Origin of the sequence: Citrobacter sp. Cf125 (genome assembly GCF_030333935.1) — a bacterium.
Taxonomy (GTDB): domain Bacteria; phylum Pseudomonadota; class Gammaproteobacteria; order Enterobacterales; family Enterobacteriaceae; genus Citrobacter; species Citrobacter freundii.
Genome location: NZ_JAOWEY010000022.1, coordinates 592186 through 615674, shown reverse-complemented (window position 1 = coordinate 615674; position 23489 = coordinate 592186). Strand labels below are relative to the sequence as shown.

Genomic DNA, 23489 nt, shown 5'->3' with positions numbered 1-23489 from the left:
AGTCACTAATGACAATATTCGGGGTAACTATGAAATTAGCACTTCTGGGACGTCAGGCTCTGATGGGTGTAATGGCTGTTGCACTTGTCGCCGGAATGAGCGTAAAGACTTATGCAGATGAAGGTCTGTTAAATAAAGTTAAAGAGCGCGGCACGCTGCTGGTGGGCCTGGAAGGGACCTATCCCCCGTTTAGTTTTCAGGGCGATGACGGCAAGCTGACCGGTTTCGAAGTGGAATTCGCTGAGGAACTGGCCAAGCACCTTGGGGTGAAAGCTAACCTGAAGCCGACCAAGTGGGACGGTATGCTGGCCTCTCTTGATTCCAAGCGCATTGATGTGGTCATCAACCAGGTGACCATCTCTGACGAACGTAAGAAAAAATACGATTTCTCTACCCCGTATACGGTTTCTGGTATTCAGGCGCTGGTGAAAAAAGGCAATGAAGGCGTTATTAAGACCGCTGCCGATCTGAAAGGTAAAAAAGTCGGCGTTGGTTTGGGCACCAACTATGAAGAGTGGCTGCGCCAGAACGTGCAGGGCGTGGATATTCGTACCTATGATGACGACCCGACCAAATACCAGGATCTGCGTGTAGGCCGTATCGACGCCATTCTGGTTGACCGTCTGGCTGCGCTGGATCTGGTCAAGAAAACCAAGGATACGCTGGCTGTGACCGGTGAAGCGTTCTCCCGTCAGGAGTCCGGCGTGGCGCTGCGCAAAGGCAATGAAGATCTGCTGAAAGCGGTTGATGCGGCCATTGCTGAAATGCAGAAAGACGGTACGCTGAAAGCCCTGTCTGAAAAATGGTTTGGAGCGGATGTGACGAAATAATCGTCATCCGCTGAAAAAAAGGCGCCTTTAACAGCGCCTTTTTTTATTTCATTGCTCCTGAGCGTGCATAATAAAAAGAACATCACAACAACGAATACCGGAGGCTGTATGCCGCTGCATAACTTAACGCGCTTTCCACGTCTGGAATTTATTGGCGCGCCAACGCCGCTCGAATATCTTCCACGTTTCTCCGACTACCTTGGGCGCGATATTTTCATCAAACGCGATGACGTCACGCCGATGGCCATGGGCGGCAATAAGCTGCGTAAGCTGGAGTTCCTGGCCGCAGACGCACTGCGTGAAGGCGCTGATACGCTGATAACCGCGGGTGCCATCCAGTCTAACCATGTTCGCCAGACGGCGGCGGTAGCGGCTAAGCTTGGCCTGCACTGCGTGGCGCTGTTGGAAAATCCGATTGGCACCACGGCGGAAAACTATCTCACCAATGGCAACCGTCTGCTGTTGGATCTGTTTAATACGCAGATCGAAATGTGTGACGCGCTGACCGATCCGAATGCGCAGTTGCAGGAACTGGCGACGCGCATTGAAGCGCAAGGGTTCCGCCCGTATGTGATCCCGGTTGGGGGCTCTAATGCTCTGGGGGCGATGGGTTATGTGGAAAGCGCGCTGGAAATTGCCCAGCAGTGTGAAGGGGCCGTTTCGCTCTCTTCCGTGGTGGTCGCATCGGGCAGTGCGGGAACGCATGCCGGACTGGCCGTGGGCCTGGAACAACTGATGCCAGACGTCGAGCTTATCGGCGTGACCGTTTCGCGCAGCGTCGTCGATCAAAAACCAAAAGTTGTCACGTTGCAGCAGGATATTGCCCGTGAACTGGAGCTGACGGCCTCAGCGGATATCCTGTTATGGGATGATTATTATGCGCCGGGCTACGGTACGCCAAACGAAGAGGGCATGGAGGCGGTAAAACTGCTGGCGCGCCTCGAAGGCATTTTGTTGGATCCGGTGTATACCGGTAAGGCGATGGCGGGTTTGATTGACGGCATCAGCCAGAAGCGCTTCAAAGATGAAGGGCCAATCCTCTTTATCCATACCGGTGGGGCGCCTGCACTGTTTGCCTACCATCCTCACGTGTAACAACCAGGTCGAAAAACGCTAATGCATGAAAGTATCCAACTGGTAATTGATTCCCTGCCGTATCTGCTTAAAGGCGCGGTTTTTACGCTGCAACTGAGTATCGGCGGGATGTTTTTTGGCCTCGTGCTGGGGTTTATCCTGGCGTTGATGCGTCTGTCGCCGCTGCTGCCTGTGCGCTGGCTGGCGCGTTTTTATATCTCTATCTTTCGCGGAACGCCGTTGATTGCCCAGCTGTTTATGATTTATTACGGTCTGCCGCAGTTTGGAATTGAGCTTGATCCCATCCCGGCGGCGATGATTGGCTTGTCGCTTAATACAGCCGCCTACGCTGCGGAAACCCTGCGTGCGGCAATCTCTTCCATCGACAAAGGACAGTGGGAGGCGGGTGCCAGTATTGGTATGACGCGCTGGCAGACCATGCGCCGGGCAATCCTGCCACAGGCTGCGCGCGTTGCGCTGCCGCCGCTGAGCAACAGCTTTATCAGTCTGGTGAAAGATACCTCTTTGGCCGCCACTATTCAGGTACCGGAACTGTTCCGTCAGGCGCAGCTGATTACCTCGCGTACGCTGGAAGTCTTTACGATGTATCTGGCGGCCTCGTTGATTTACTGGGTGATGGCGACGGTGCTTTCTGCGCTGCAAAACTATTTTGAAGAACAACTGAACCGCCAGGAGAGAGAGCCGAAATGAGTGCTATCGAAGTCAGAAACCTGGTCAAAAAATTTCATGGGCAAACGGTGCTGCATGGGATCGATCTTGACGTCAAACCTGGTGAAGTAGTAGCGATTATCGGGCCGAGCGGATCGGGCAAAACCACGCTGCTGCGTAGCATTAATTTGCTGGAGCAACCGGAGGCGGGCACCATTAAAGTGGGTGAGATTACCATTGATACCGCGCGTTCGTTGACCCAGCAGAAAGGGCTGATTCGTCAGTTACGCCAGCACGTCGGTTTTGTGTTCCAGAACTTTAATTTGTTTCCCCATCGGACAGTGCTGGAAAACATTATTGAAGGGCCGGTGATAGTCAAAGGTGAACCAAAAGCTGAAGCGACAGCTCGTGCGCGTGAATTGCTGGCGAAAGTCGGGCTGGCAGGTAAAGAAACCAGCTATCCACGGCGTTTATCGGGTGGACAGCAGCAGCGCGTAGCGATTGCCCGAGCGCTGGCGATGCGACCTGAGGTTATTCTTTTTGATGAACCGACCTCCGCGCTTGATCCTGAATTGGTTGGCGAGGTACTTAATACCATCCGCCAACTGGCGCAGGAAAAACGCACCATGGTAATTGTGACGCATGAAATGAGCTTTGCTCGCGATGTCGCCGATAGAGCGATATTTATGGATCAAGGACGGATAGTCGAGCAGGGACCAGCAAAGTCCTTATTCACGCACCCGCAGCAGCCACGTACCCGTCAGTTTCTTGAAAAGTTTTTGATGCAATAAATAGTGTATATGGCACTCGCCGGGATTGTTTCTGGCGAGTGCTCTTCGCATAACTATTTATAATTATTGCTTTATTATTAACATTTGATTCTGTTACTTACTTCCGCTGTTGAGTAATACTCAAGTAATTGTTCATTTGTCCGATAATTTGCATATATAAAATACATTTATGTGTTAGCTTGTTTCATATGTTTGGATGATTATCAATCTCAGGGGCATTACCACTTAGTATGCAGGATCTTGATTTCTTCACCTGGCGACGGAGCATGCTGTTACGCTTTCAGGAAATGGCGACGGCAGAGGATGTCTATACGGAATTACAACAACAGACGCAGCACTTAGAGTTTGATTTTTACGCGCTCTGTGTTCGTCATCCGGTACCTTTTACCCGACCTAAAACGTCACTTCATACGACCTATCCCAAAGCATGGGTGGCGCATTATCAGTCCGAAAATTATTTCGCCATTGATCCGGTGCTGAAACCTGAAAACTTCAGTCAGGGGCATTTACCCTGGAACGATACTCTGTTTCGCGATGCGCAACCTTTGTGGGACGCTGCGCGCAATCACGGTTTACGCAAAGGGATGACGCAATGCTTAATGTTGCCTAACCGGGCGTTGGGTTTTTTATCTGTATCGCGTGCAAGTATCCGTAACAGTCGCCTTGCGAGCGATGAAGTGGAGCTCAGGATGCAGCTTCTGGTACGGGAAAGTCTGTCTGTACTGACGCGACTGGAAGATGACATGGTTATGGCGCCAGAGATGCGTTTTAGCAAGCGGGAAAAGGAAATATTGAAATGGACGGCTGAGGGGAAAACCTCTTCAGAGATAGCCATCATTCTGTCGATTTCTGAAAATACCGTGAACTTCCACCAGAAGAATATGCAAAAGAAATTCAATGCGCCAAACAAAACGCAGATAGCCTGTTATGCCGCGGCAACCGGGCTTATCTGAGTAAATTATCGTTCTGAGTGTCAGACGCAAAACCGGCTGAGAGCATTGCTATCAGCCGGTTTCTTATTACTGGCGGTAAGCTTGTTTAATTTGCTTAACCGTGTTGGAAAATACCGCAGCCTGTGATTGATCTTCAATCAGCGCGAGCTGTTTTTCCATTTTAAGAATCACGCGGCCTGCATCGGCTTGACCCATTGCCTGCAGCATCAGCGTTAACATGGCTTTCAGGCAGGTGACTTCATTGGCCAGTTCCTGGTTATTCTCAGCAGTGGAAAAGTCAGGCGTACTCATTTATTTTCCTCGTTATGTTTCAATGAAAAAGTGCGATGTCAAATCTTAAGGCGGCGGAGTATACCATAAGCGAGGCTAAAAATATCTGTGGTTGTTTTTTGCGCGGACCAATGTTGTGGACATTAAAATAAACAACATGTTGCAGTGCATATATTTTCTCCACATGTTGTTTATTTCGAGTATTTTCCTCGTTAATTATTGTTACAACTTTGACTGCCTGGTTTGCATTCAGCGAAGGAATATGATCTTTTTGTCACCATTATGAAACAGCTACACAGATATAACCGTGGCAAAAGGTTACCAGTACTGAAAGTTTCCACTCGTCGTACAATCTAATTTCCAAAAACGAGAGCAAAATCGAAAGTCGGGCGTTTTTTACATTTCAAAGTTGAGATAAAACCCGTTAACATAGGACCGATTAACTATCGGTAGCGTTATCCCTATTCTGGAGATATTCCTTTGATCAACGTTTTTCTTGTTGATGACCACGAACTGGTGCGCGCAGGGATACGACGCATTCTGGAAGATATAAAAGGCATAAAAGTTGTCGGCGAAGCGTGCTGCGGTGAAGATGCGGTAAAATGGTGCCGCTCAAATTCCGTTGACGTTGTGCTGATGGATATGAATATGCCCGGTATTGGCGGTCTGGAAGCAACCCGCAAAATTGCGCGTTCCACGGCAGACATTAAAGTGATCATGTTGACGGTACACACCGAAAACCCATTACCTGCAAAAGTTATGCAGGCAGGGGCCGCAGGGTATCTCAGCAAAGGCGCTGCCCCCCAGGAAGTAGTGAGTGCGATTCGTTCGGTTTTTTCCGGGCAACGGTATATTGCCTCCGATATCGCTCAGCAAATGGCGCTCAGCCAGATTGAGCCTGAGAAAACGGAAACCCCGTTTGCCAGTTTGTCTGAACGCGAGTTGCAGATTATGCTGATGATCACCAAAGGTCAGAAGGTTAATGAGATCTCAGAGCAACTGAATCTTAGTCCTAAAACGGTGAACAGCTATCGCTATCGAATGTTCAGTAAATTAAACATTCATGGCGATGTAGAGCTGACTCACCTGGCAATTCGCCATGGCCTGTGTAATGCGGAGACATTAGCAAGCCAGTGACAGATCAGTTTGATGCCAAAGCGTTCCTGAAAACCGTGACCAGCCAGCCCGGCGTCTATCGTATGTATGATACCGCCGGAACGGTTATCTATGTCGGGAAAGCGAAAGACCTGAAAAAAAGGCTTTCCAGCTACTTCCGTAGTAATCTTGCGTCACGCAAGACCGAAGCGCTGGTCGCGCAAATCCAGCAGATTGATGTCACGGTAACGCATACTGAAACCGAAGCGTTATTGCTTGAGCACAACTACATCAAGCTATATCAGCCGCGTTATAACGTATTGCTGCGTGATGATAAATCCTACCCCTTTATATTCCTTAGCGGCGATACCCACCCGCGTCTGGCGATGCATCGTGGGGCAAAGCATGCCAAAGGCGAGTACTTTGGACCGTTCCCTAACGGTTATGCGGTGCGTGAAACGCTGGCGCTGTTGCAGAAAATATTCCCTATCCGCCAGTGCGAAAACAGCGTTTATCGCAACCGTTCTCGACCTTGTCTGCAATATCAGATTGGCCGCTGTCTCGGCCCGTGTGTCGCGGGTCTGGTGAGCGAGGAAGAGTATGCTCAGCAGGTCGAGTATGTTCGTCTGTTCCTGTCCGGAAAAGACGATCAGGTGTTAACACAGCTGATTACCCGCATGGAAAAGGCCAGCCAAAATCTCGAATTTGAAGAGGCTGCGCGAATTCGTGACCAAATCCAGGCCGTACGCCGCGTGACCGAAAAACAGTTTGTCTCTAACACCGGAGACGATCTGGACGTCATTGGCGTGGCGTTTGACGCCGGCATGGCCTGTGTGCACGTTCTGTTTATTCGCCAGGGTAAAGTGCTGGGCAGCCGCAGCTATTTCCCTAAAGTACCTGGTGGTACGGAACTGGGCGAGGTCGTCGAAACCTTTGTCGGGCAGTTTTATCTGCAGGGGAGCCAGATGCGTACCTTACCCGGGGAGATCCTGCTCGATTTCAATCTTAGCGATAAAACCCTGCTGGCAGACTCTCTGTCTGAACTGGCCGGACGGAAGATTAACGTGCAGACGAAACCGCGAGGGGATCGCGCGCGTTATCTGAAGCTGGCGCGGACCAACGCGGCAGTGGCGCTCACCACGAAACTTTCTCAGCAGTCGACGATTACGCAACGTCTGACGGCGCTGGCCTCCGTATTGAAGTTACCTGCGGTGAAGCGTATGGAGTGCTTCGACATTAGCCATACGATGGGGGAACAGACGGTAGCCTCCTGCGTGGTTTTTGATGCCAATGGCCCGCTGCGTGCAGAATATCGGCGTTACAATATTACCGGCATTACGCCGGGTGATGATTATGCAGCGATGAATCAGGTCTTACGTCGGCGTTATGGTAAGGCGATTGAAGAAAGTAAGATTCCGGACGTCATATTGATCGATGGCGGTAAAGGTCAGTTAGGGCAGGCGAAAGCCGTTTTTGCTGAACTGGACGTTCCCTGGGACAAACAGCACCCACTCTTGCTGGGGGTGGCAAAAGGGGCAGATCGTAAAGCTGGTCTGGAAACACTGTTCTTTGAGCCGGAAGGTGAGGGCTTTAGTCTGCCGCCGGATTCGCCTGCATTGCACGTTATCCAGCATATCCGCGATGAATCTCACGATCATGCGATTAGCGGGCATCGTAAAAAGCGGGCAAAAGTGAAAAGTACCAGCACGCTTGAGACCATCGAAGGTGTCGGGCCAAAGCGTCGCCAGATGTTGTTGAAATATATGGGAGGTTTGCAAGGTCTTCGTAATGCAAGTATCGAAGAAATTGCAAAAGTGCCGGGTATTTCGCAAGCTCTGGCAGAAAAGATCTTCTACTCGTTGAAACATTAGGCCCTCTGTAGCAACATAGGGGTAATTTCACTGACAACAGATAGTTATCCGTCATATGCAATTTAATATCCCTACGTTGCTCACGCTGTTTCGCGTCATCCTGATCCCATTCTTTGTATTGGCTTTTTACCTGCCATTCACCTGGGCTCCCTTTGTTTGTGCGCTGATCTTCTGTATCGCAGCGGTCACTGACTGGTTTGACGGTTTTCTGGCACGCCGCTGGAACCAAAGCACGCGTTTTGGCGCCTTCCTCGATCCGGTCGCTGATAAGGTGCTGGTGGCTATCGCGATGGTCCTGGTGACCGAGCATTACCACAGCTGGTGGGTGACGCTTCCTGCCGCAACAATGATTGCGCGTGAAATTATCATCTCTGCACTACGTGAATGGATGGCCGAACTGGGTAAACGCAGCAGCGTAGCCGTATCCTGGATTGGTAAAGTGAAAACCACTTCGCAAATGGCTGCACTGGCCTGGCTGCTGTGGCGTCCAAATATCTGGGTTGAGTATGCTGGGATCGCACTTTTCTTCGTCGCCGCGATACTGACTTTGTGGTCAATGTTCCAGTATTTGAGCGCTGCACGTGGAGATTTGCTTGATCAGTGATCGTTTCGACGCAAATTTCAGCAAACGATCGTTAGTGGTGAAAAATATCGTTGACTCATTGCGTCAGGTAAGTAGAATGCAACGCATCGAACGGCAGCACTGATTGCCAGACGATAACAAAATCAAGTGATTAACAAAGTTACTTGGTGATGCGGGAATAGCTCAGTTGGTAGAGCACGACCTTGCCAAGGTCGGGGTCGCGAGTTCGAGTCTCGTTTCCCGCTCCAAATTAGAGACATCGGCAATAGCGGATGTCGGCTGAAAAGCCAGAAGATTTCGGCGCGTTAGCAAAGCGGTTATGTAGCGGATTGCAAATCCGTCTAGTCCGGTTCGACTCCGGAACGCGCCTCCAATTTCTTCCCGAGCCCGGATGGTGGAATCGGTAGACACAAGGGATTTAAAATCCCTCGGCGTTCGCGCTGTGTGGGTTCAAGTCCCACTCCGGGTACCATGGGAAAGAACAGAATAATCAAAGCAATAAGCAGTGTCGTGAAACCACCTACGGGTGGTTTTTTTGTGCCTGTTTTTTACAAGCATAGAACTCACTATTGCACATCAATCTATCGCCGAATCGGCGCGTTAAACAAAAAGCCCCCTCGGGCAGGGTTGTTGATAAAACCATCGCGGGCGGGATTATAGTTGTGGTCCTGGAAACCATTCATCAGGATGGGATCGCCAAAGCCATCCTGTATCGCCAGGTGTCTGTGGATTCGGTTTCGTGCCCTGAACGTGAAAACGAAATCATCCGTCCCGCCAATGATGATCACGCCATTACCGGCTCGAAGTGCCGCGCTTAACTCTTGCTCTCTGACGGCCTGGTTTTGTAACGTGCTGGATGTGGCAGAAGATGACGACAGCAGCAGTAATATGAGAACGGCGCATGAAAATACCGATGGCAGTTTCATGATTAATACCTATTAAAAGTATAGCTATTAAAGTATAGCTTTATGTTGTCATCTCAACTGAAAAGAAAACCAATAATTTAAACCTGCTGCCCATACTGAGTCTGAGGGGCCGGAAGAGTGTGCCGCGCAGTTAAGAACTATAATAAAAACAGTCGGCAGGTGATAACTCCTGTTTGCCAATCGCGCTGGTTCAGGGGGCAGCTATGAACATTTCATCTTCTCCGATAGTCATGTTCGCAGCATTGCTCACCTTTAGTTGTGCAGCATATTCGGTGGAAAAAGGTAATATTTTTTCGCAGAATGCCAGGGCTATGGATCCCATCGCATTTTCTCAACAGTCATTTAATAACCTGACCTCTTATCAGGTCATGATGCGCTCTTCGTCGCCATCCGATGAAAGCAAAATTATTCGCTATAGCTTTCAAAAGCCTGGGTATGTGCGGATGGATTTTACCCAACCGCATTCAGGAGCGGTGCTTATCTTTAATCCTGTCGGCGGTAAAGTGACGTTATGGCCATTTGGTGTGGGTTCTTTGCCTATTTTGCGCCTGTCGCCTACTAATTCATTGATCCAGGATGAGCGTGGTCATCGGGTGGATCGCTCTGATATCGGCGTGTTGTTGGGCAATATTCGTCATCTGCAACGCGAAGGGACAATGACCACTGTTGGTAAGGAAAACCTTGCAGGACGGGCGACGACGCACGTATCTGTGGTTGGGCCTGGAACAATGGTGGTTGATGGTGTTCACCGCTATGACGTCTGGCTGGATAATTATCACGGACTCCCTGCCAAAGTGATCAGCTATGCGCCAGATGGGCAGCGATTAGAAACTGTGCTTCTGGATGCTTTTGTCATTAATATCCGTTTTCCTGCCAATTTCTTCTCACCCTGAAGGAGGCTGTATTATGGCTGACTATCAGTTTTCCACCGTCTGGCGGGTTGAGGCTTCTATTCAGGAGGTATGGGATGTTTTTTCTCATCCCGATCAGTGGCCTGAATGGTGGGAAAGTCTGGAACGCATTGTTGAAATTAAAAAAGGTGATGTACAGGGCATTGGGGCGCTGCATCGTTATACCTGGAAAGGAGCGCTTCCCTATCGCTTAACCTTTGACATCAACGTGTTAAATATTCTGCCTTGCTCGCTGCTTGAGGGACAAGCCAGTGGGGCGGTAGAAGGGCGAGGTGTGTGGTATTTTTCTGCCAGTGGCGCTGAGACCATCGTCAGATATGACTGGAATGTTCGCACCACAATTCGTTGGATGAATTACCTGGCCCCGCTGGCGGCACCCGTTTTTCGCTGGAATCACGATACGGTCATGCGCGAAGGGGCCAGAGGGTTAGCCCGTAAGCTGGCAACGAATGTCTATATTTTCTGAACTCGCCCTCACGGCTGTACTTTTTGCCTGCCTATGGCTTACTATCTGTCGCGCAGTTTCTTATTTCATTCACAGTTAACAGGTCTGTTATTGATGAATAACCTCCATCGGCTCACCTTTTTATGTCAGCGTCTGTCTGCTGTGATGATCGTATACGGTTTTTACCTGCTTAGCCGTAGTTCAACTCTTACAACATGGACAGACAGCAATGCAACGTCGACAATTTCTCAAAAATAGCGTTCTCCTTTCGGCCGCCGGTTTAGTCGGTCCTGCGGTTATTAGTCAGACGGTTCACGCCGCTGAGCCATCCGTTGCACCAGTCGCGCGTCGGCGCTTTGTGTTATCCCAGACCTATAAACTTAACCCTCCTAAGGGCTCGAGCGGTGTAGTAAAACTGTGGATCCCGCTTCCTGTAGATACCGCGTTTCAACAAATGACGGCGCTTGCCTTTAGCGGAAACTATAAGCAAGCGTATGTCACCACTAATAATACTTATGGCGCGAAAACGCTGTTTGCCACCTGGCCTGACTCGCAGGGCGAACTGTTGATTAACGTTGATATCGACATTGAAACCGCCGACTGGGAACCGCTGAAGCAGGACGCGTTGAAAACCTGGCAAGCGCCGGAGCAGATTATTTACCCGCTGGATGTAAAACCGTACCTTTTGCCGACAGCACATACCCCAGTTGATGGGCTGGTTCTGGAAACCGCACGTAAAATCACCGGTAATGAGCAGGATCCGCTGAAAAAAGCACGCCTGATTTACGAGTGGGTGAGTAGCCATATGGAGCGCGATAACGACGTTATCGGCTGCGGCACGGGGGATGTAGCGGAGATCTTAAAAAGCGGTAAGCTCAAAGGAAAATGCACCGACATGAGCTCCGTTTTTGTGGCTCTGGCGCGGGCCAGCGGCATTCCGGCGCGCGAACTGTTTGGTATCCGTCTGGGCAAAGCCAATAAGCTCGAACGTTACTCGAAAAGTGCTTTTGGCAAAGCAGACAGCGCAGGCGTTGCTGATGTGAGCGGTGGGCAACATTGTCGTGCCGAGTTCTATCTGGCCGGTTACGGTTGGCTACCTTGCGATCCTGCTGATGTGACCAAAATGCGTCTGGCAGAGAAAAAATCGCATCAGGACGCCGATGTCCAGGCGGTAAACACTTACCTGTTTGGTAACTGGGAAATGAACTGGGTTGGATTCAACTACGGGCGTGATTTCGAGCTGTATCCGGCAACGGAGCAGGGAGCCATGAACAACTTTGGCTATCCTTATGCTGAAGTTGATGGCGACCCGATCAATTTCTATGATCCTAAAGCGTTCTCCTACAGTTATGTCGCCACAGAACAACGCTAAAGGGGCGGGACTCACCCTGTTGACGGCCGCGATAGCTGCCGTCACCGCGGGCTTATGCTGCGTTGGACCGCTGCTCTACCTGCTGTTTGGTATTTCGGCGGCGAGCTTTGCTGTTTTCACCCAGTTTGAGTTTTTGCGAATTCCCTTGATGCTGGTGTCATTGGGCTTATTACTGCGCGTTTTCTGGCGGCTCTATTTCTCCAGGCGGCTGTGGTGCTCCGGCTGGCTAACTCTGAAGCAAGCGCGCGTTCTCTACTGGTGCGCGCTGGCGTTGATTTTGCCGGTGCTATTTTACCCAACGCTTGTTGCCTGGTTTTATGAGGTATTTGAATGAAGATCTTCACGTTATTTGCATGCTTGCTATTACCGCTGTGGGCTCAGGCGGCCAATCAAAAAGTGGTGCTGGATATACAAAATATGACCTGCTCGCTATGCGTTATTTCGGTCAATCAGGCGCTACGTGAAACTGACGGCGTGATTAAAGCAAAGTCCTCCCTAAAAACCCGACAAGCAGAAGCGATAGTGCCAGAAGGTTTCCCAACCGATACTTTACTTAACGCGGTAGCGAAAACGGGCTATACCGCAACGCTCAACCGTATTGAACAACAGTAAATCACCTGCGGGTGGTTTTATTGTATTTTCCCGGTATGATGCCCGGCGGCTTAGTGTTCTCTTTTGTGCGTTAACTTCCGGAATTCCCCTCGTTTCCTGTTAACCTGAACAGGCGGCAACTGTATGCCGCATATGCCCATTTGTATCTGTTATCCCTCCAGCCATGTAGGATGATCACAGGCAAGATTTTTTGACTAAGGAAAAGCGTTATGAAAACGGGACCATTAAACGAGAGCGAACTGGAATGGCTGGATGATGTACTGACTAAGTACAATACAGACAAGGCTATTCTGGATGTGTCAGAACTGGATGGTTTGCTGACGGCGGTGCTGAGTTCACCGTATGAAATTGAACCAGAGCAGTGGCTGGTCGCTATTTGGGGGGGCGCGCAGTATGTCCCTCGCTGGTCCTCCGAAAAAGAAATGACGCGTTTCATGAACCTGGCGTTTCAACATATGGCGGATACGGCCGATCGTCTGGATGAATATCCTGAGCAGTTTGAGCCGTTGTTTGGTTTGCGTGAAATTGACGAGCATGAACTGACCATCGTTGAAGAGTGGTGCTTTGGTTATATGCGCGGCGTTGCACTGTCAGACTGGTCCGCGTTACCGGACACGTTAAAACCAGCACTTGAGGCTATTGCGCTGCACGGTACGGAAGAGAACTTTGCGGTGGTTGAGAAATTGACACCTGAAGCGTTTGAAGAGAGCGTCGATGCCATCCGCCTGGCTGCGCTGGACCTGCATGCTTACTGGATGGCGCATCCTCAGGAAACGCCGGTCAAAGTACCGGTGAAAGTGGATGCCAAAGTAGGGCGCAATGACCCTTGCCCCTGTGGCAGCGGCAAGAAATATAAGCAGTGCTGTTTGCATTAACAGAAAGGGGCGAAAGCCCCTTTGTTTTAACCCACTTCTGGTAGTAATCCTGCTGCAATAGAAAACTGTACTGCGATCACCACAATGCCGCACAAGAATACCAGCGCCAGCGCCGGAGCACCGCCGGCTACGCGGTAGTTGGCCTGCGGATTATGTTTTCTGCTTTGCCATGCCAGCATCGAGGGAATGAGCAGCGCCAGCACCGCCAGGGCAACGCCCGCATACCCTAATGCCATGACAAAACCACGCGGATAGAACAGCGCGAATGCCAGCGGCGGCAGGAAGGTCACCACGCCGGTTTGCATTCTTCCCGCTACGGTATTGCGGCGCTGGAAGAGGTCGGCCAGGAAGTCAAATAATCCCAATGCAACGCCGAGGAAAGAGGTTGCCAGCGCGAGGTCGGCAAACAGATGTACCGCCAGTTCGACGTGCGGCGAAGCCACGACTTCACGCAATGCCTGCAATAAGCCGTTTAAGCCTGCGTGGTTGGCTAAAAGCCCCATGAACGTTGTCGAGTTAATGCTGCCAAGCGTCGCCAGTTGCCAGAAGATATAGGCGACCAGTGGAATAGCGCTACCCGTAATAAACACCCAACGCAGTTTACGGATGTTACCGTTCATATAGCTGACGATACTGGGAACACTGCCGTGAAAACCGAACGAGGTGAAGATGACCGGGATTGCGGAGAGCGCCAGCCCCTGTTGCAGCGGCAGCGTAAGCAGGTTCACTTTATGGATATGCGGCATTAACAGAGCCAGCATCGCCACCAGGAAGATTATCTTGGCACTGAATAGCAGACGGTTGAACAGATCAACCAGTGAGGTCCCAACACAAACCACGCCACCGGCAACAAAGGTGAACAGCATTACGCCTGTTGTCGGGGATATATTTGTTCCGGTCCAGTCGCTGATGCTGGAGGCCAGCAGTTCACCTGCACCACTGATGTACGCCGCCGTCAGGGCATACATTAAAAACATCATGCTAAAGCCCGTTACCCATTGTCCGTAACGACCAAGATACCGTTTTGCCAGCGTACCCAGCCCGGTGTCTGCCGGGACATGTTGATATACTTCAAGCAGCAACAGCGCAGTGTAGCACATCAACGCCCAAAGACTGACTAACAATACCAACGTGACGCTAAACCCCACGCCTGCCGCAGCCAACGGCATTGCCAACATACCGGCACCAATCGTGGTTCCCGCCACGATAAAAATACTACCCAGGGTTCTGTTTTTCACGCTTTCCTCTGTCCCAGAGATAATCAACGGTTATATCTGCGGCGCAGGTTAAGGCAAAACGCTATGTTCGTCAAATCGCCGTTACAATGGTTGTACATTAATGTTTACGATGTTTTTGACCATTAAGATGTATAACAAATGACATTTATCTGCGGATAAACCTGCGTTAGCGCAAAGCAGCGCTGTGCGGTTCACATTAGGCTACGGTCTTTATTGAGGAGGTAGTATGGAATCTATTCACGGTCACGAAGTGCTCAACATGATGATTGAATCTGGCGAGCAGTATTCAAATGCCAGCCTTGAAGCGGCGATTACGGCACGTTTCGGCGAGCAGGCGCGTTTCCACACTTGTTCTGCGGCAGATATGACGGCAGGCGAGCTGGTGGCGTTTTTAGCGGCGAAGGGAAAGTTTATTGCAAAAGAAGACGGCTTCTCTACGCACGAAAGCAAGATCTGCCGTCACTGATTTTAATGGGTAATGATGGCGGGTTGCCTTCATTACCCCAAATTATTAATTCTGCGTATCAAGCGTAGCCAGTTCTTTATCGATGAAATAAAGACCTTCGCCGCTTTTCCCTGCCAGCGACAGCTTATCAATAACAGATTTAAATAATTTCTCTTCTTCATGTTGCTCGGCAACATACCACTGCAGGAAATTAAAGGTTGGATAATCCTGGTGGGTCATTGCCGCGTGTGCCAGCTCATTAATTTTCTGGGTGATCAACTGCTCGTGTTCGTAAGTGACACGGAACAGTTCATCCAGAGACGCATATTCAGCAAAAGGTGAAGAAACGGTATTAATACGCGGCAAGCTGCCGGTATCGGTCAGGTAATCGAACAGACGCTGCATGTGCGTCATCTCTTCCTGGGCGTGACGGCGCAAAAACGCGGCGGCACCTTCGAAGCTGTGATAGCTGCACCACGCGCTCATCTGTTGGTAGAGCAGAGATGAATATAATTCAAGATTCATTTGCTCATTCAGTTGGTCGATCATTTCTGTTTTCAGCATGGTTCTGCTCCACAAACATTATTAATTGTTGACGTGGCGTCACTATAATTTGTTATTTAATTATTTGCAAAAGGTAAAATAATAAATTTATTTATTAAAAATGCGAATGGGAATAAAACGCATTAACGATATTAAGCGGGGGATATAAATAATAAAGTGGTAAAAGACCAGCAAAAATGTGCTGGTCGGAAATATTAATAATTGAATGAGGGGGATTGCGATACCGCGACACCATGACACTGCCAGGCGAGTGTAATTTTGGTATTTAAGCACAGAGAGCCTGCATATACGCTGCAGGTTGACACCGGCTGACCAAACGCTTCAGCGCTGGCATAGCCCAGGCGCTGACACTCTTTGGTGGCTGTCCCTTGGGTAACGTAGTCATCGGTACGTGCTGTTTGTAACATGGCCTGATTATAAGTCAGGCGAACCACACCAGTGATGGCGCTGGCTTCGCTGACCTGTGCCTGTTTTGTAATTGTGCATCCTGTCAGCACGAGCGGCAAAAGCGCTAGGATAAAGGTCTTCATGAGATCGCTCTGAAAGTTCGAAGATACACTATCATGGCATACAGAGGCCCTCATCAATGGCTTGAATAGCCCGAAGATCACCTGTGATTAATCACAACGAGGTCATTCGTTTGAGGCAATTCTGAACTGTTCAGACAAGAATGTGAGCGCAACTTTGTTTTTTAAAACTAAATTTCATTAAATTTGAAAGTGTGATTGCAAAATAGTAATGTGGCTGAATGTTATGACTTTCAGCGGGCTACCGCAGCGTATTCAGGAGAGTACAGAATGAAAATTGCATTGATGATGGAAAACAGCCAGGCAAGCAAAAACGCCATCATCCATAACGAGCTTAAAGCCGTTGCGGATGAGAAAGGTTTTCCGGTCTATAACGTTGGGATGAGCGATGAAAATGATCATCATCTGACCTACATCCATTTAGGAATTATGGCCAGCATCCTGCTTAATTCCAAAGCGGTTGATTTCGTGGTCACCGGTTGCGGCACGGGCCAGGGGGCAATGATGTCACTGAATATCCATCCGGGTGTGGTGTGTGGTTATTGCCTCGATCCTGCAGATGCGTTCTTGTTCTCTCAGATCAACAACGGCAACGCGCTTTCTCTGGCATTCGCCAAAGGTTTTGGCTGGGGTGCTGAGCTGAATGTGCGCTATATGTTTGAAAAAGCGTTCACCGGGCGTAACGGGGAAGGCTACCCACCGGAGCGTAAAGAGCCGCAGGTACGTAACGCCGGTATTCTGAATCAGGTGAAAGCGGCTGTGGTAAAAGAAAATTATCTGGACACGCTGCGCGCTATCGATCCTGAACTGGTGAAAACCGCTGTATCAGGCCCGCGCTTCCAGCAGTGCTTCTTTGAAAACTGCCAGGACAAAGCAATCGAAGCGTTTGTACGCGAGGTAATTGGCTAAATCCTGTTGGCCCGGCAGCGTTCACCCTCCGGGCTACCTGTTCTTGTTCGATACTGCACTTCCTGCATCACGGGTGAGCCGCAGCGAATCCACCATACCTACCAGACAAATAATGGCAATAGCGACAAAGGCCAGCCGGAAACTGATCCCTGGAATATTGCCCAATGCCAGCCTTTCACTGACCACATCGCCAATGCGGATCCCAATAGCGGCTAAAGAAATGCCCAATCCTACCGCTAATTGTGTCGCTGTACTGAACAGCGTATTAGCGTAGCTCATTTGTGCCGCGGGGACGTCCGCGAAGGCAAGCGTGCTGACGCCGGTAAACTGAATTGAGCGGAACACACCGCCCAGATACAACACCAGCAAAATAACCCACACGGGGGTCTGCGGCGTAATTAAAGCACAGGCCAGCAGCGCCAGAACGTTAAGCGCACCGTTAATCAACAGCAGTTTCTTAAAGCCCAGCCAACGTATCAACGGTGTGGTGGCCGGTTTAATCGTCAGATTGCCCACAAATACCGCCAGCACCAGCGAACCCGCGTGAAAAGCGTTCATGCCAAAACCTACCTGAAACATTAACGGCAGCAGAAACGGCACGGCGCTGATAGAGGCACGAAACAGCGATCCGCCATACATGGTGACGCGAAAAGTAGGGACGTTCATGGCATCAAGGCGAATCATTGGCCATGCGGCGCGACGAAAATGATGCAGGGCAAACAGAAATGTCACTGTTCCTAGCGCCAAAAGTCCGGCGGTCAGCCAGCCCTGAGGCTGTTGGGTTCCCAGTAACTCCATGGCATACACCAGGCTTACCATCGCAACAGAGGTTGCGATAAATCCCGTTATATCAAATGGGCGGCGCTCGTCGTCATGAATATCCGGGATAAAACGTAGCGCCAGCGCAATCGCCAGTATCCCGAGCGGTACATTGATGAAGAAGATCCAACGCCAGTTGGCATAGCTGGTAATGAATCCGCCAAGGGGGGGGCCAATGATGGGGGCGACTAACGCGGGCCAGGTCAGGGTCGCAATAGCGGTGATCAACTGATGTTTAGGCGTGGTACGCAATACCGCAAGTCGGCCAACCGGAACCATTAGCGCGCCACCTACACCCTGTAAGATTCGCATGGCGACAAAGCTCTCAAGGCTTTCGGACAAACCGCATAAAACCGAGGCGAGAGTAAATATCGCCAGCGCCAGGGTAAACACCTTTCGGGCGCCGAAGCGATCCGCAATCCAGCCGCTGGCGGGAATCAGCACCGCGAGGGTGATCAGATAGGCGCTGATACCTATGTTCAGGTCTACAGCTTGCACGGCAAAACTCTTCGCCATGTCGGGTAGTGCGGTGGCAATCACTGTGCCGTCAATAAACTCCATAAAGAAAGCCCCGGCAACAAGTAATGCAGCCGGGGATAGACCGCGTTTGTTCTCAACCGCTAAATGTTCACTCATGTTGTGCTTGCCATCTCAAAAGAAACTGACTGGATCTATTTTTATTTTCCAGCGCATTCGTAATGCATGCGCGGCTATCGTTTCGTTCGTTGAATAGGTACTATGACGACCTTTCTATAAGGAGCTCACTATGTCCCAAACACTGAATGCCGATCAGGAACTGCTCTCGGACGTTGTTGCCTGTCAGCTGGTTATCAAGCAGATTCTGGATGTACTTGATGTTATTGCCCCAGTAGAAGTGCGGGAGAAAATGTCCAGCCAACTGAAAAGCATCGATTTCTCCAGCCATCCTGCGGGCGCCGATCCGGTTACTATGCGCGCAATACAAAAAGCAGTTGCCTTGATCGAGTTGAAATTCACGCCGCAGAATGAATCTCACTAAAATAAACCGTTGTTTCAGGTTTTAGAAAGGTTTTTTTGCGCCTCGCAGAATGAGAGGCGTGAGCGTAGAGAAAATTAAGCACCAGCCGGATAAGGTGCGTCGCATCGTTATCCGGCATTAACATGATGAAAATTGAAGATTAGTGATGTTGATAGTTCACGACGTTCAGCAGATGCTTATCGGTTTGCGCCATGCACAGTCCCGCACGTTTAGCGCTGCGGACTTCATCAAGAATCGTCTGTAACAGCACGCCATCCTGCTGCTGCTCTTTTTCCAGATCGTGAAGAAAATCAATGGTTGTTGCATCATTCAAGGCTTCTGCTTCATTGGTCAAGCGTGATAGCTTGCTGTAACGCTGTTGGTATTCATCCAGCGTTTTCTGAAACAGTTCTTCAAGAGAAGTTAGTTCATCACCCGGAACATCAATTGCCTTGACGATGGGGTTAGCTCCGGCACTTTTCATAAAATTGAACATACGCATCATTTGAGTCACGTTACATTGTGCCTGAGTGCGTAGAAAGGTTGCGGTGCCAGTCAGGCTGTGTTCGTAACACCATTCACTGAGATGCAGGTAAAGATTCGATGCGTAGAACTCGAGGTTCATTTGTGTGTTGAGTTTATGAACAATTCCAACTGCAGCCATATCAATATCCTTATTTCCAGAAAGGGGGATGTACGTTACTTACGTCAGTGCAACGGGCTGCCGCTACACATCACCTCTACGTACAATTAAAACTGTTAGCAGAATAAATCCGTTCCGCCGGTCCTTTAGTGATCACGAATTATATTCGCTCCCGATCGAGATTCAGCATAACTCCTGTTCCGACTTAAGAAAATCCTTAAATCTGCGTATTTATGATTTTTTACATATTGTCATAGCAATATTAGTTATTTTTCTGCTTGTGTATATAAGTGGTGTGAATATAACAGATTGATATTTATGGTATTAAAGTCAAGTGTTGATATTGAAATGATGTTTCATATCACGAAATGGAATTTCACAATCAGGTATTGTCTGTCACCGGATGATTATCCGGCATTGGGATGAAGAAATTTCATCATCGCGACGTGTCGGTGAACGAAATCTGCGGCTAATTATTTGCGCCAGATCAGTTTTGTGGAAATTAATAAAGTTAAGCGCCTGAATGATTCGGCATTTATTGTTTGGTGTATTTGGAAAAATCGAGGAGTGTGTATGAAAAAGGTTGCCGTGCTACTGGCACCTGGTTTTGAAGAGGCGGAAGCCATTGTTACCATTGATATTCTGCGCCGCCTGCAGATCGAAGTTGAAACACTGGCCTGCGCCGAGTCCCGTGCGGTGGTGAGCTATCATGACGTGCCGATGGTGACGGACAGCACGCTGGCTGCGCGTCAGACGGATCTTTACGATGCCGTTGTGTTACCGGGCGGGCCGCAGGGCAGCGTTAATCTTGCCGCCAGTAAGGCTGTCATCCAGTTTATCGCTCGCCATGACGAGGCAGGAAAACTCATTTGCCCGGTGTGTTCCGCGGCTGCGCGCGTGCTGGGTGGCAACGGCCTGCTGAAGGGGCGTCGCTACGTGTGTTCGGGGGATCTGTGGCAAAACGTAACGGATGGGGAATATATCGATGCGCCGATTGTGGAAGATGGCAACCTGATTAGCGGTAAAGGGTTAGGGCATATTTTCGATTTTGCATTGACGCTTGCGGCGCGTCTATTGGGAGATGATATTCCGGTTCGCGATCACGCTGATCACATTTATTACCGATGGTAATCATTTTCCCGAATACTCCGGTATTCGGGAACAAGGATTCGTTGGCTGATGTTATGGACTAATCTGCTATTCCTCTTTTTTCCCGTCGACAAAACCGCGTTTTTTTATGTCATTTCCCGCTGAATTTATGTACGCAATTACTGTAATTCTGTGGTGTGATGCCGCTCTCTTATGGAGAATCAATTTCCCGCTACAAATACTCTCAGCACTGGCATTGATCTTATCAATAAAAGGTAATGCCTTGTTTTACGTCCGAATTACAAAAAATCGTCTGATTTTACCCTACATAAAAGAACGTTAAAGCTGGAGTTAACCATGCACAAATTCACTAAAGCGCTGGCTGCCATCGGTCTGGCGGCCATTATGTCACAATCCGCTATCGCTGAATCCATGAAGCTCGGTTTCCTGGTCAAACAGCCGGAAGAACCGTGGTTCCAGACTGAATGGAAATTTGCCGATAAAGCCGGTAAAGACCTTGGTTTTGAGGTGATTAAAATTGCCGTCCCGGATGGTGAGAAAACCCTTAACGCCATCGACAGCCTGGCTGCAAGTGGAGCAAAAGGGTTTGTTATTTGTACGCCAGACCCAAAACTGGGGCCAGCTATTATGGCTAAGGCGCGTGGCTACGATATGAAAGTCATTGCCGTCGATGACCAGTTTGCCAATGCCAAAGGTAAGCCGATGGATACCGTACCGCTGGTGATGATGGCGGCAACCAAAATTGGTGAGCGCCAGGGCCAGGAGCTGTACAAGGAGATGCAAAAACGCGGTTGGGATGTGAAATCCACCGCCGTAATGGCCATTACCGCCAACGAACTGGATACCGCACGTCGTCGTACTTCTGGTTCAATGGAAGCGCTTAAAGCCGCAGGCTTCCCGGAAAAACAGATCTACCAGGTCCCAACAAAATCGAATGACATCCCCGGCGCATTCGACGCCGCTAACTCCATGCTGGTTCAGCATCCTGAAGTCAAAAACTGGCTGATTGTCGGCATGAACGACAACACTGTGCTGGGCGGCGTACGTGCGACCGAAGGGCAGGGCTTCAAGGCACCAAACGTAATTGGTATTGGTATCAACGGCGTTGACGCAGTAAGCGAACTGTCTAAAGGCGAAGCGACCGGGTTCTACGGTTCACTGCTGCCAAGCCCGGACGTTCACGGCTACAAGTCCAGTGAAATGCTCTACAACTGGGTAACGAAAGGTGCAGAGCCACCGGCATTCACTGAAGTGACGGATGTGGTGCTGATTACCCGCGATAACTTCAAAGAAGAGCTGGCGAAGAAAGGCTTAGGCGGTAAGTAACACAAATGCCGGATGTGACGTCAACGCGTCTTATCCGGCTTACGAATTGCGTCCTCAGAAGGCCGGATGAGGCAAAGCCCCCTCCGGCATAAAGATCTGACTCACGGAGACGTTATGCAACAGTCTACCCCGTATCTCTCATTTCGCGGCATTGGCAAAACGTTCCCCGGCGTTAAGGCGCTGACGGATATCAGTTTCGACTGCTATGCCGGACAGGTGCATGCGCTGATGGGCGAAAATGGCGCCGGGAAATCAACACTCTTAAAAATTCTCAGCGGTAACTATGCGCCAACGACGGGATCATTGACGATCCGCGGACAAGAAGTTTCCTTCGCGGATACCACTGCCGCGCTCAGCGCCGGCGTCGCCATTATTTATCAGGAACTGCATCTCGTCCCGGAAATGACCGTTGCCGAGAATATTTATTTAGGGCAGTTACCGCACAAAGGCGGGATTGTGAACCGCTCGCTGCTGAACTATGAAGCAGGAATCCAGCTGAAGCATCTGGGAATGGATATCGATCCCGATACCCCATTGAAATACCTCTCCATTGGTCAGTGGCAGATGGTGGAGATTGCAAAAGCGCTGGCGCGAAACGCCAAAATTATTGCGTTTGATGAACCGACCAGCTCCCTGTCGGCTCGCGAGATTGAGAATCTGTTTCGTGTCATCCGTGAGCTGCGCAACGAAGGACGCATCATTCTGTACGTTTCGCACCGTATGGAGGAGATTTTTGCCCTCAGCGATGCCATCACTGTGTTTAAAGATGGTCATTACGTCAAAACGTTCACGGATATGCAGCAGGTCGATCACGACGCGCTGGTGCAGGCGATGGTCGGGCGCGACCTCGGGGATATCTATGGCTGGAAATCCAGACCGTATGGCACAGAGCGTCTGCGGTTGCATGAAGTAAAAGCCCCGGGCGTGCGTACGCCAATCAGTTTATCCGTGCGAAGCGGTGAAATTGTCGGGCTGTTTGGCCTGGTGGGGGCCGGACGTAGCGAATTAATGAAAGGACTGTTCGGTGGTACGCGTATCACGGCGGGCCAGGTATTTATTGATGAACAGCCTATCGATATCCGTAAACCAAGCCATGCCATTGAAGCAGGGATGATGCTGTGCCCGGAGGATCGCAAAGCCGAAGGGATCATTCCGGTCCATTCAGTGCGCAACAACATCAACATTAGTGCACGACGTAAGCATGTTCTGGGGGGATGCGTGATCAACAACGGCTGGGAAGAGACCAATGCCGATCACCATATTCGTTCACTCAACATCAAAACACCGGGTGCAGAGCAACTGATCATGAATCTCTCCGGCGGTAATCAACAGAAGGCTATCCTCGGTCGTTGGTTATCGGAAGAGATGAAGGTGATTTTGTTGGATGAGCCTACACGCGGCATTGATGTAGGCGCCAAGCATGAAATTTACAACGTGATTTATGCCCTCGCAGCGCGCGGTGTGGCCGTATTGTTTGCTTCCAGTGACCTGCCAGAAGTGCTCGGTGTCGCCGACCGTATTGTGGTGATGAGAGAAGGCGAAATTGCCGGTGAGTTACTTCATGAACAGGCGGATGAGCGCCAGGCGTTGAGCCTTGCTATGCCTAAAGTCAGCCAGGCTGTAGCCTGAATAAG

28 protein-coding genes and 3 tRNA genes are annotated in these 23489 nt (G+C 50.1%); 23 read left to right on the top strand and 8 right to left on the bottom strand.

Going from position 1 to position 23489, the window contains the following annotated elements:
• Positions 1-29: 29 nt before the first annotated feature.
• From tcyJ to sdiA, 5 genes are all read left to right on the top strand, one after another.
• Complete coding sequence (gene tcyJ / locus OGV89_RS07230) at positions 30-830, top strand: cystine ABC transporter substrate-binding protein (protein ID WP_003030469.1); 801 nt, start codon at positions 30-32, stop codon at positions 828-830.
• A 108-nt stretch (positions 831-938) separates the two neighbouring features.
• Entirely contained in the window at positions 939-1925 is a 987-nt protein-coding gene (dcyD, locus tag OGV89_RS07225) for a D-cysteine desulfhydrase (RefSeq protein ID WP_003844195.1), read from the top strand.
• Between the two features lie 21 nt (positions 1926-1946).
• The gene (gene tcyL, locus OGV89_RS07220) at positions 1947-2615 is read left to right on the top strand and encodes a cystine ABC transporter permease (protein ID WP_003030474.1); all 669 of its coding nucleotides are present in this window, start codon (positions 1947-1949) and stop codon (positions 2613-2615) included.
• The gene (gene tcyN / locus OGV89_RS07215) at positions 2612-3364 is read left to right on the top strand and encodes an L-cystine ABC transporter ATP-binding protein TcyN (RefSeq protein WP_003030477.1); all 753 of its coding nucleotides are present in this window, start codon (positions 2612-2614) and stop codon (positions 3362-3364) included. The genes tcyL and tcyN overlap by 4 nt, the downstream gene beginning before the upstream one ends.
• A gap of 230 nt (positions 3365-3594) precedes the next feature.
• On the top strand, positions 3595-4317 hold the full coding sequence (sdiA, locus tag OGV89_RS07210) for a quorum-sensing transcriptional regulator SdiA (protein ID WP_003030480.1): 723 nt from the start codon (positions 3595-3597) through the stop codon (positions 4315-4317).
• A 66-nt stretch (positions 4318-4383) separates the two neighbouring features.
• On the opposite strand, the gene OGV89_RS07205 is transcribed toward sdiA, so the two are convergent.
• Together OGV89_RS07205 and OGV89_RS22995 are read right to left on the bottom strand one after the other, a co-directional pair.
• Positions 4384-4608, bottom strand: a complete 225-nt coding sequence (locus OGV89_RS07205; protein WP_003030482.1) for a DUF2594 family protein — start codon at positions 4606-4608, stop codon at positions 4384-4386.
• A gap of 19 nt (positions 4609-4627) precedes the next feature.
• A complete protein-coding gene (locus OGV89_RS22995; protein WP_418219448.1) occupies positions 4628-4771 on the bottom strand; it encodes a hypothetical protein in 144 nt (47 codons plus the stop codon).
• Between the two features lie 296 nt (positions 4772-5067).
• Between OGV89_RS22995 and uvrY the strand changes: the two genes are divergently transcribed.
• From uvrY to OGV89_RS07175, 6 genes are all read left to right on the top strand, one after another.
• Positions 5068-5724 (top strand): UvrY/SirA/GacA family response regulator transcription factor, encoded by a 657-nt coding sequence (uvrY, locus tag OGV89_RS07200; protein ID WP_003030486.1) that lies wholly within the window; start codon positions 5068-5070, stop codon positions 5722-5724.
• A complete protein-coding gene (gene uvrC / locus OGV89_RS07195) occupies positions 5721-7553 on the top strand; it encodes an excinuclease ABC subunit UvrC (protein WP_003030488.1) in 1833 nt (610 codons plus the stop codon). Before uvrY ends, uvrC begins: the two co-directional genes overlap by 4 nt.
• Before the next feature lie 55 nt (positions 7554-7608).
• Positions 7609-8157: a CDP-diacylglycerol--glycerol-3-phosphate 3-phosphatidyltransferase gene (gene pgsA, locus OGV89_RS07190; RefSeq protein ID WP_003030490.1), complete on the top strand. Its 549-nt coding sequence runs from the start codon at positions 7609-7611 to the stop codon at positions 8155-8157.
• Positions 8158-8308: 151 nt separating this feature from the next.
• Positions 8309-8384, top strand: a tRNA-Gly gene (locus tag OGV89_RS07185).
• 51 nt (positions 8385-8435) lie between these two features.
• Positions 8436-8509, top strand: a tRNA-Cys gene (locus tag OGV89_RS07180).
• Between the two features lie 12 nt (positions 8510-8521).
• Positions 8522-8608, top strand: a tRNA-Leu gene (locus OGV89_RS07175).
• 109 nt (positions 8609-8717) lie between these two features.
• On the opposite strand, the gene OGV89_RS07170 is transcribed toward OGV89_RS07175, so the two are convergent.
• Positions 8718-9062: a hypothetical protein gene (locus OGV89_RS07170; protein ID WP_071593156.1), complete on the bottom strand. Its 345-nt coding sequence runs from the start codon at positions 9060-9062 to the stop codon at positions 8718-8720.
• A gap of 203 nt (positions 9063-9265) precedes the next feature.
• On the opposite strand from OGV89_RS07170, the gene OGV89_RS07165 reads away from it, so the two are divergent.
• The 6 genes from OGV89_RS07165 (at position 9266) to OGV89_RS07140 (ending at position 13277) form a co-directional block, all read left to right on the top strand.
• Complete coding sequence (locus tag OGV89_RS07165; protein ID WP_048998017.1) at positions 9266-9955, top strand: LolA family protein; 690 nt, start codon at positions 9266-9268, stop codon at positions 9953-9955.
• A 13-nt stretch (positions 9956-9968) separates the two neighbouring features.
• Entirely contained in the window at positions 9969-10439 is a 471-nt protein-coding gene (locus OGV89_RS07160) for an SRPBCC family protein (protein WP_003844192.1), read from the top strand.
• 208 nt (positions 10440-10647) lie between these two features.
• Positions 10648-11790 (top strand): transglutaminase-like domain-containing protein, encoded by a 1143-nt coding sequence (locus tag OGV89_RS07155; RefSeq protein WP_003844191.1) that lies wholly within the window; start codon positions 10648-10650, stop codon positions 11788-11790.
• Positions 11768-12124, top strand: coding sequence for a mercuric transporter MerT family protein (locus OGV89_RS07150; RefSeq protein WP_003844189.1), 357 nt, complete (start codon positions 11768-11770; stop codon positions 12122-12124). The genes OGV89_RS07155 and OGV89_RS07150 overlap by 23 nt, the downstream gene beginning before the upstream one ends.
• Positions 12121-12402, top strand: a complete 282-nt coding sequence (locus OGV89_RS07145; RefSeq protein ID WP_003844188.1) for a heavy-metal-associated domain-containing protein — start codon at positions 12121-12123, stop codon at positions 12400-12402. The genes OGV89_RS07150 and OGV89_RS07145 overlap by 4 nt, the downstream gene beginning before the upstream one ends.
• Before the next feature lie 209 nt (positions 12403-12611).
• Complete coding sequence (locus OGV89_RS07140) at positions 12612-13277, top strand: YecA/YgfB family protein (protein WP_003034581.1); 666 nt, start codon at positions 12612-12614, stop codon at positions 13275-13277.
• Between the two features lie 26 nt (positions 13278-13303).
• Here OGV89_RS07140 and tyrP read toward each other — a convergent pair whose 3' ends face one another.
• Positions 13304-14515 carry a tyrosine transporter TyrP gene (gene tyrP, locus OGV89_RS07135; protein ID WP_003844186.1) on the bottom strand — a complete coding sequence of 404 codons (1212 nt, stop codon included), beginning with the start codon at positions 14513-14515 and terminating at the stop codon, positions 13304-13306.
• Positions 14516-14741: 226 nt separating this feature from the next.
• Between tyrP and OGV89_RS07130 the strand changes: the two genes are divergently transcribed.
• Positions 14742-14981, top strand: a complete 240-nt coding sequence (locus tag OGV89_RS07130) for a YecH family metal-binding protein (protein ID WP_003034586.1) — start codon at positions 14742-14744, stop codon at positions 14979-14981.
• Positions 14982-15026: 45 nt separating this feature from the next.
• Here the strand turns inward: OGV89_RS07130 and ftnA are convergent, their stop codons facing one another.
• A complete protein-coding gene (gene ftnA, locus OGV89_RS07125; protein ID WP_003034588.1) occupies positions 15027-15524 on the bottom strand; it encodes a non-heme ferritin in 498 nt (165 codons plus the stop codon).
• 194 nt (positions 15525-15718) lie between these two features.
• Positions 15719-16054, bottom strand: coding sequence for a YecR family lipoprotein (gene yecR / locus OGV89_RS07120; protein WP_003034590.1), 336 nt, complete (start codon positions 16052-16054; stop codon positions 15719-15721).
• A 267-nt stretch (positions 16055-16321) separates the two neighbouring features.
• Here yecR and OGV89_RS07115 point away from each other — a divergent pair, with 267 nt between their 5' ends.
• Positions 16322-16960, top strand: a complete 639-nt coding sequence (locus OGV89_RS07115) for an RpiB/LacA/LacB family sugar-phosphate isomerase (RefSeq protein WP_003034591.1) — start codon at positions 16322-16324, stop codon at positions 16958-16960.
• 33 nt (positions 16961-16993) lie between these two features.
• Here the strand turns inward: OGV89_RS07115 and OGV89_RS07110 are convergent, their stop codons facing one another.
• Positions 16994-18415 (bottom strand): MFS transporter, encoded by a 1422-nt coding sequence (locus OGV89_RS07110; protein WP_032936844.1) that lies wholly within the window; start codon positions 18413-18415, stop codon positions 16994-16996.
• 130 nt (positions 18416-18545) lie between these two features.
• Here OGV89_RS07110 and OGV89_RS07105 point away from each other — a divergent pair, with 130 nt between their 5' ends.
• Complete coding sequence (locus OGV89_RS07105) at positions 18546-18797, top strand: DUF2766 family protein (RefSeq protein ID WP_003034595.1); 252 nt, start codon at positions 18546-18548, stop codon at positions 18795-18797.
• A gap of 139 nt (positions 18798-18936) precedes the next feature.
• Here OGV89_RS07105 and OGV89_RS07100 read toward each other — a convergent pair whose 3' ends face one another.
• Entirely contained in the window at positions 18937-19440 is a 504-nt protein-coding gene (locus tag OGV89_RS07100) for a non-heme ferritin-like protein (RefSeq protein WP_003839130.1), read from the bottom strand.
• 552 nt (positions 19441-19992) lie between these two features.
• Here OGV89_RS07100 and OGV89_RS07095 point away from each other — a divergent pair.
• The 3 genes from OGV89_RS07095 to araG all read left to right on the top strand — a co-directional run bounded on the left by OGV89_RS07095 (position 19993) and on the right by araG (position 23484).
• The gene (locus OGV89_RS07095) at positions 19993-20550 is read left to right on the top strand and encodes a DJ-1/PfpI family protein (RefSeq protein ID WP_003034599.1); all 558 of its coding nucleotides are present in this window, start codon (positions 19993-19995) and stop codon (positions 20548-20550) included.
• A gap of 315 nt (positions 20551-20865) precedes the next feature.
• The gene (locus OGV89_RS07090) at positions 20866-21855 is read left to right on the top strand and encodes an arabinose ABC transporter substrate-binding protein (protein WP_003833897.1); all 990 of its coding nucleotides are present in this window, start codon (positions 20866-20868) and stop codon (positions 21853-21855) included.
• Positions 21856-21969: 114 nt separating this feature from the next.
• Positions 21970-23484, top strand: coding sequence for an arabinose ABC transporter ATP-binding protein AraG (araG, locus tag OGV89_RS07085; RefSeq protein WP_032936845.1), 1515 nt, complete (start codon positions 21970-21972; stop codon positions 23482-23484).
• Positions 23485-23489 lie beyond the last annotated feature (5 nt).

Coding starts and splice junctions, on each gene's coding strand:
- tcyJ (WP_003030469.1), top strand. CDS start 30: ATGAAATTAGCACTTCTGGGACGTCAGGCTCTGATGGGTGTAATGGCT.
- dcyD (WP_003844195.1), top strand. CDS start 939: ATGCCGCTGCATAACTTAACGCGCTTTCCACGTCTGGAATTTATTGGC.
- tcyL (WP_003030474.1), top strand. CDS start 1,947: ATGCATGAAAGTATCCAACTGGTAATTGATTCCCTGCCGTATCTGCTT.
- tcyN (WP_003030477.1), top strand. CDS start 2,612: ATGAGTGCTATCGAAGTCAGAAACCTGGTCAAAAAATTTCATGGGCAA.
- sdiA (WP_003030480.1), top strand. CDS start 3,595: ATGCAGGATCTTGATTTCTTCACCTGGCGACGGAGCATGCTGTTACGC.
- OGV89_RS07205 (WP_003030482.1), bottom strand. CDS start 4,608: ATGAGTACGCCTGACTTTTCCACTGCTGAGAATAACCAGGAACTGGCC.
- pgsA (WP_003030490.1), top strand. CDS start 7,609: ATGCAATTTAATATCCCTACGTTGCTCACGCTGTTTCGCGTCATCCTG.
- OGV89_RS07170 (WP_071593156.1), bottom strand. CDS start 9,062: ATGAAACTGCCATCGGTATTTTCATGCGCCGTTCTCATATTACTGCTG.
- OGV89_RS07165 (WP_048998017.1), top strand. CDS start 9,266: ATGAACATTTCATCTTCTCCGATAGTCATGTTCGCAGCATTGCTCACC.
- OGV89_RS07160 (WP_003844192.1), top strand. CDS start 9,969: ATGGCTGACTATCAGTTTTCCACCGTCTGGCGGGTTGAGGCTTCTATT.
- OGV89_RS07155 (WP_003844191.1), top strand. CDS start 10,648: ATGCAACGTCGACAATTTCTCAAAAATAGCGTTCTCCTTTCGGCCGCC.
- OGV89_RS07150 (WP_003844189.1), top strand. CDS start 11,768: ATGTCGCCACAGAACAACGCTAAAGGGGCGGGACTCACCCTGTTGACG.
- OGV89_RS07145 (WP_003844188.1), top strand. CDS start 12,121: ATGAAGATCTTCACGTTATTTGCATGCTTGCTATTACCGCTGTGGGCT.
- OGV89_RS07140 (WP_003034581.1), top strand. CDS start 12,612: ATGAAAACGGGACCATTAAACGAGAGCGAACTGGAATGGCTGGATGAT.
- OGV89_RS07130 (WP_003034586.1), top strand. CDS start 14,742: ATGGAATCTATTCACGGTCACGAAGTGCTCAACATGATGATTGAATCT.
- ftnA (WP_003034588.1), bottom strand. CDS start 15,524: ATGCTGAAAACAGAAATGATCGACCAACTGAATGAGCAAATGAATCTT.
- yecR (WP_003034590.1), bottom strand. CDS start 16,054: ATGAAGACCTTTATCCTAGCGCTTTTGCCGCTCGTGCTGACAGGATGC.
- OGV89_RS07115 (WP_003034591.1), top strand. CDS start 16,322: ATGAAAATTGCATTGATGATGGAAAACAGCCAGGCAAGCAAAAACGCC.
- OGV89_RS07110 (WP_032936844.1), bottom strand. CDS start 18,415: ATGAGTGAACATTTAGCGGTTGAGAACAAACGCGGTCTATCCCCGGCT.
- OGV89_RS07105 (WP_003034595.1), top strand. CDS start 18,546: ATGTCCCAAACACTGAATGCCGATCAGGAACTGCTCTCGGACGTTGTT.
- OGV89_RS07100 (WP_003839130.1), bottom strand. CDS start 19,440: ATGGCTGCAGTTGGAATTGTTCATAAACTCAACACACAAATGAACCTC.
- OGV89_RS07095 (WP_003034599.1), top strand. CDS start 19,993: ATGAAAAAGGTTGCCGTGCTACTGGCACCTGGTTTTGAAGAGGCGGAA.
- OGV89_RS07090 (WP_003833897.1), top strand. CDS start 20,866: ATGCACAAATTCACTAAAGCGCTGGCTGCCATCGGTCTGGCGGCCATT.
- araG (WP_032936845.1), top strand. CDS start 21,970: ATGCAACAGTCTACCCCGTATCTCTCATTTCGCGGCATTGGCAAAACG.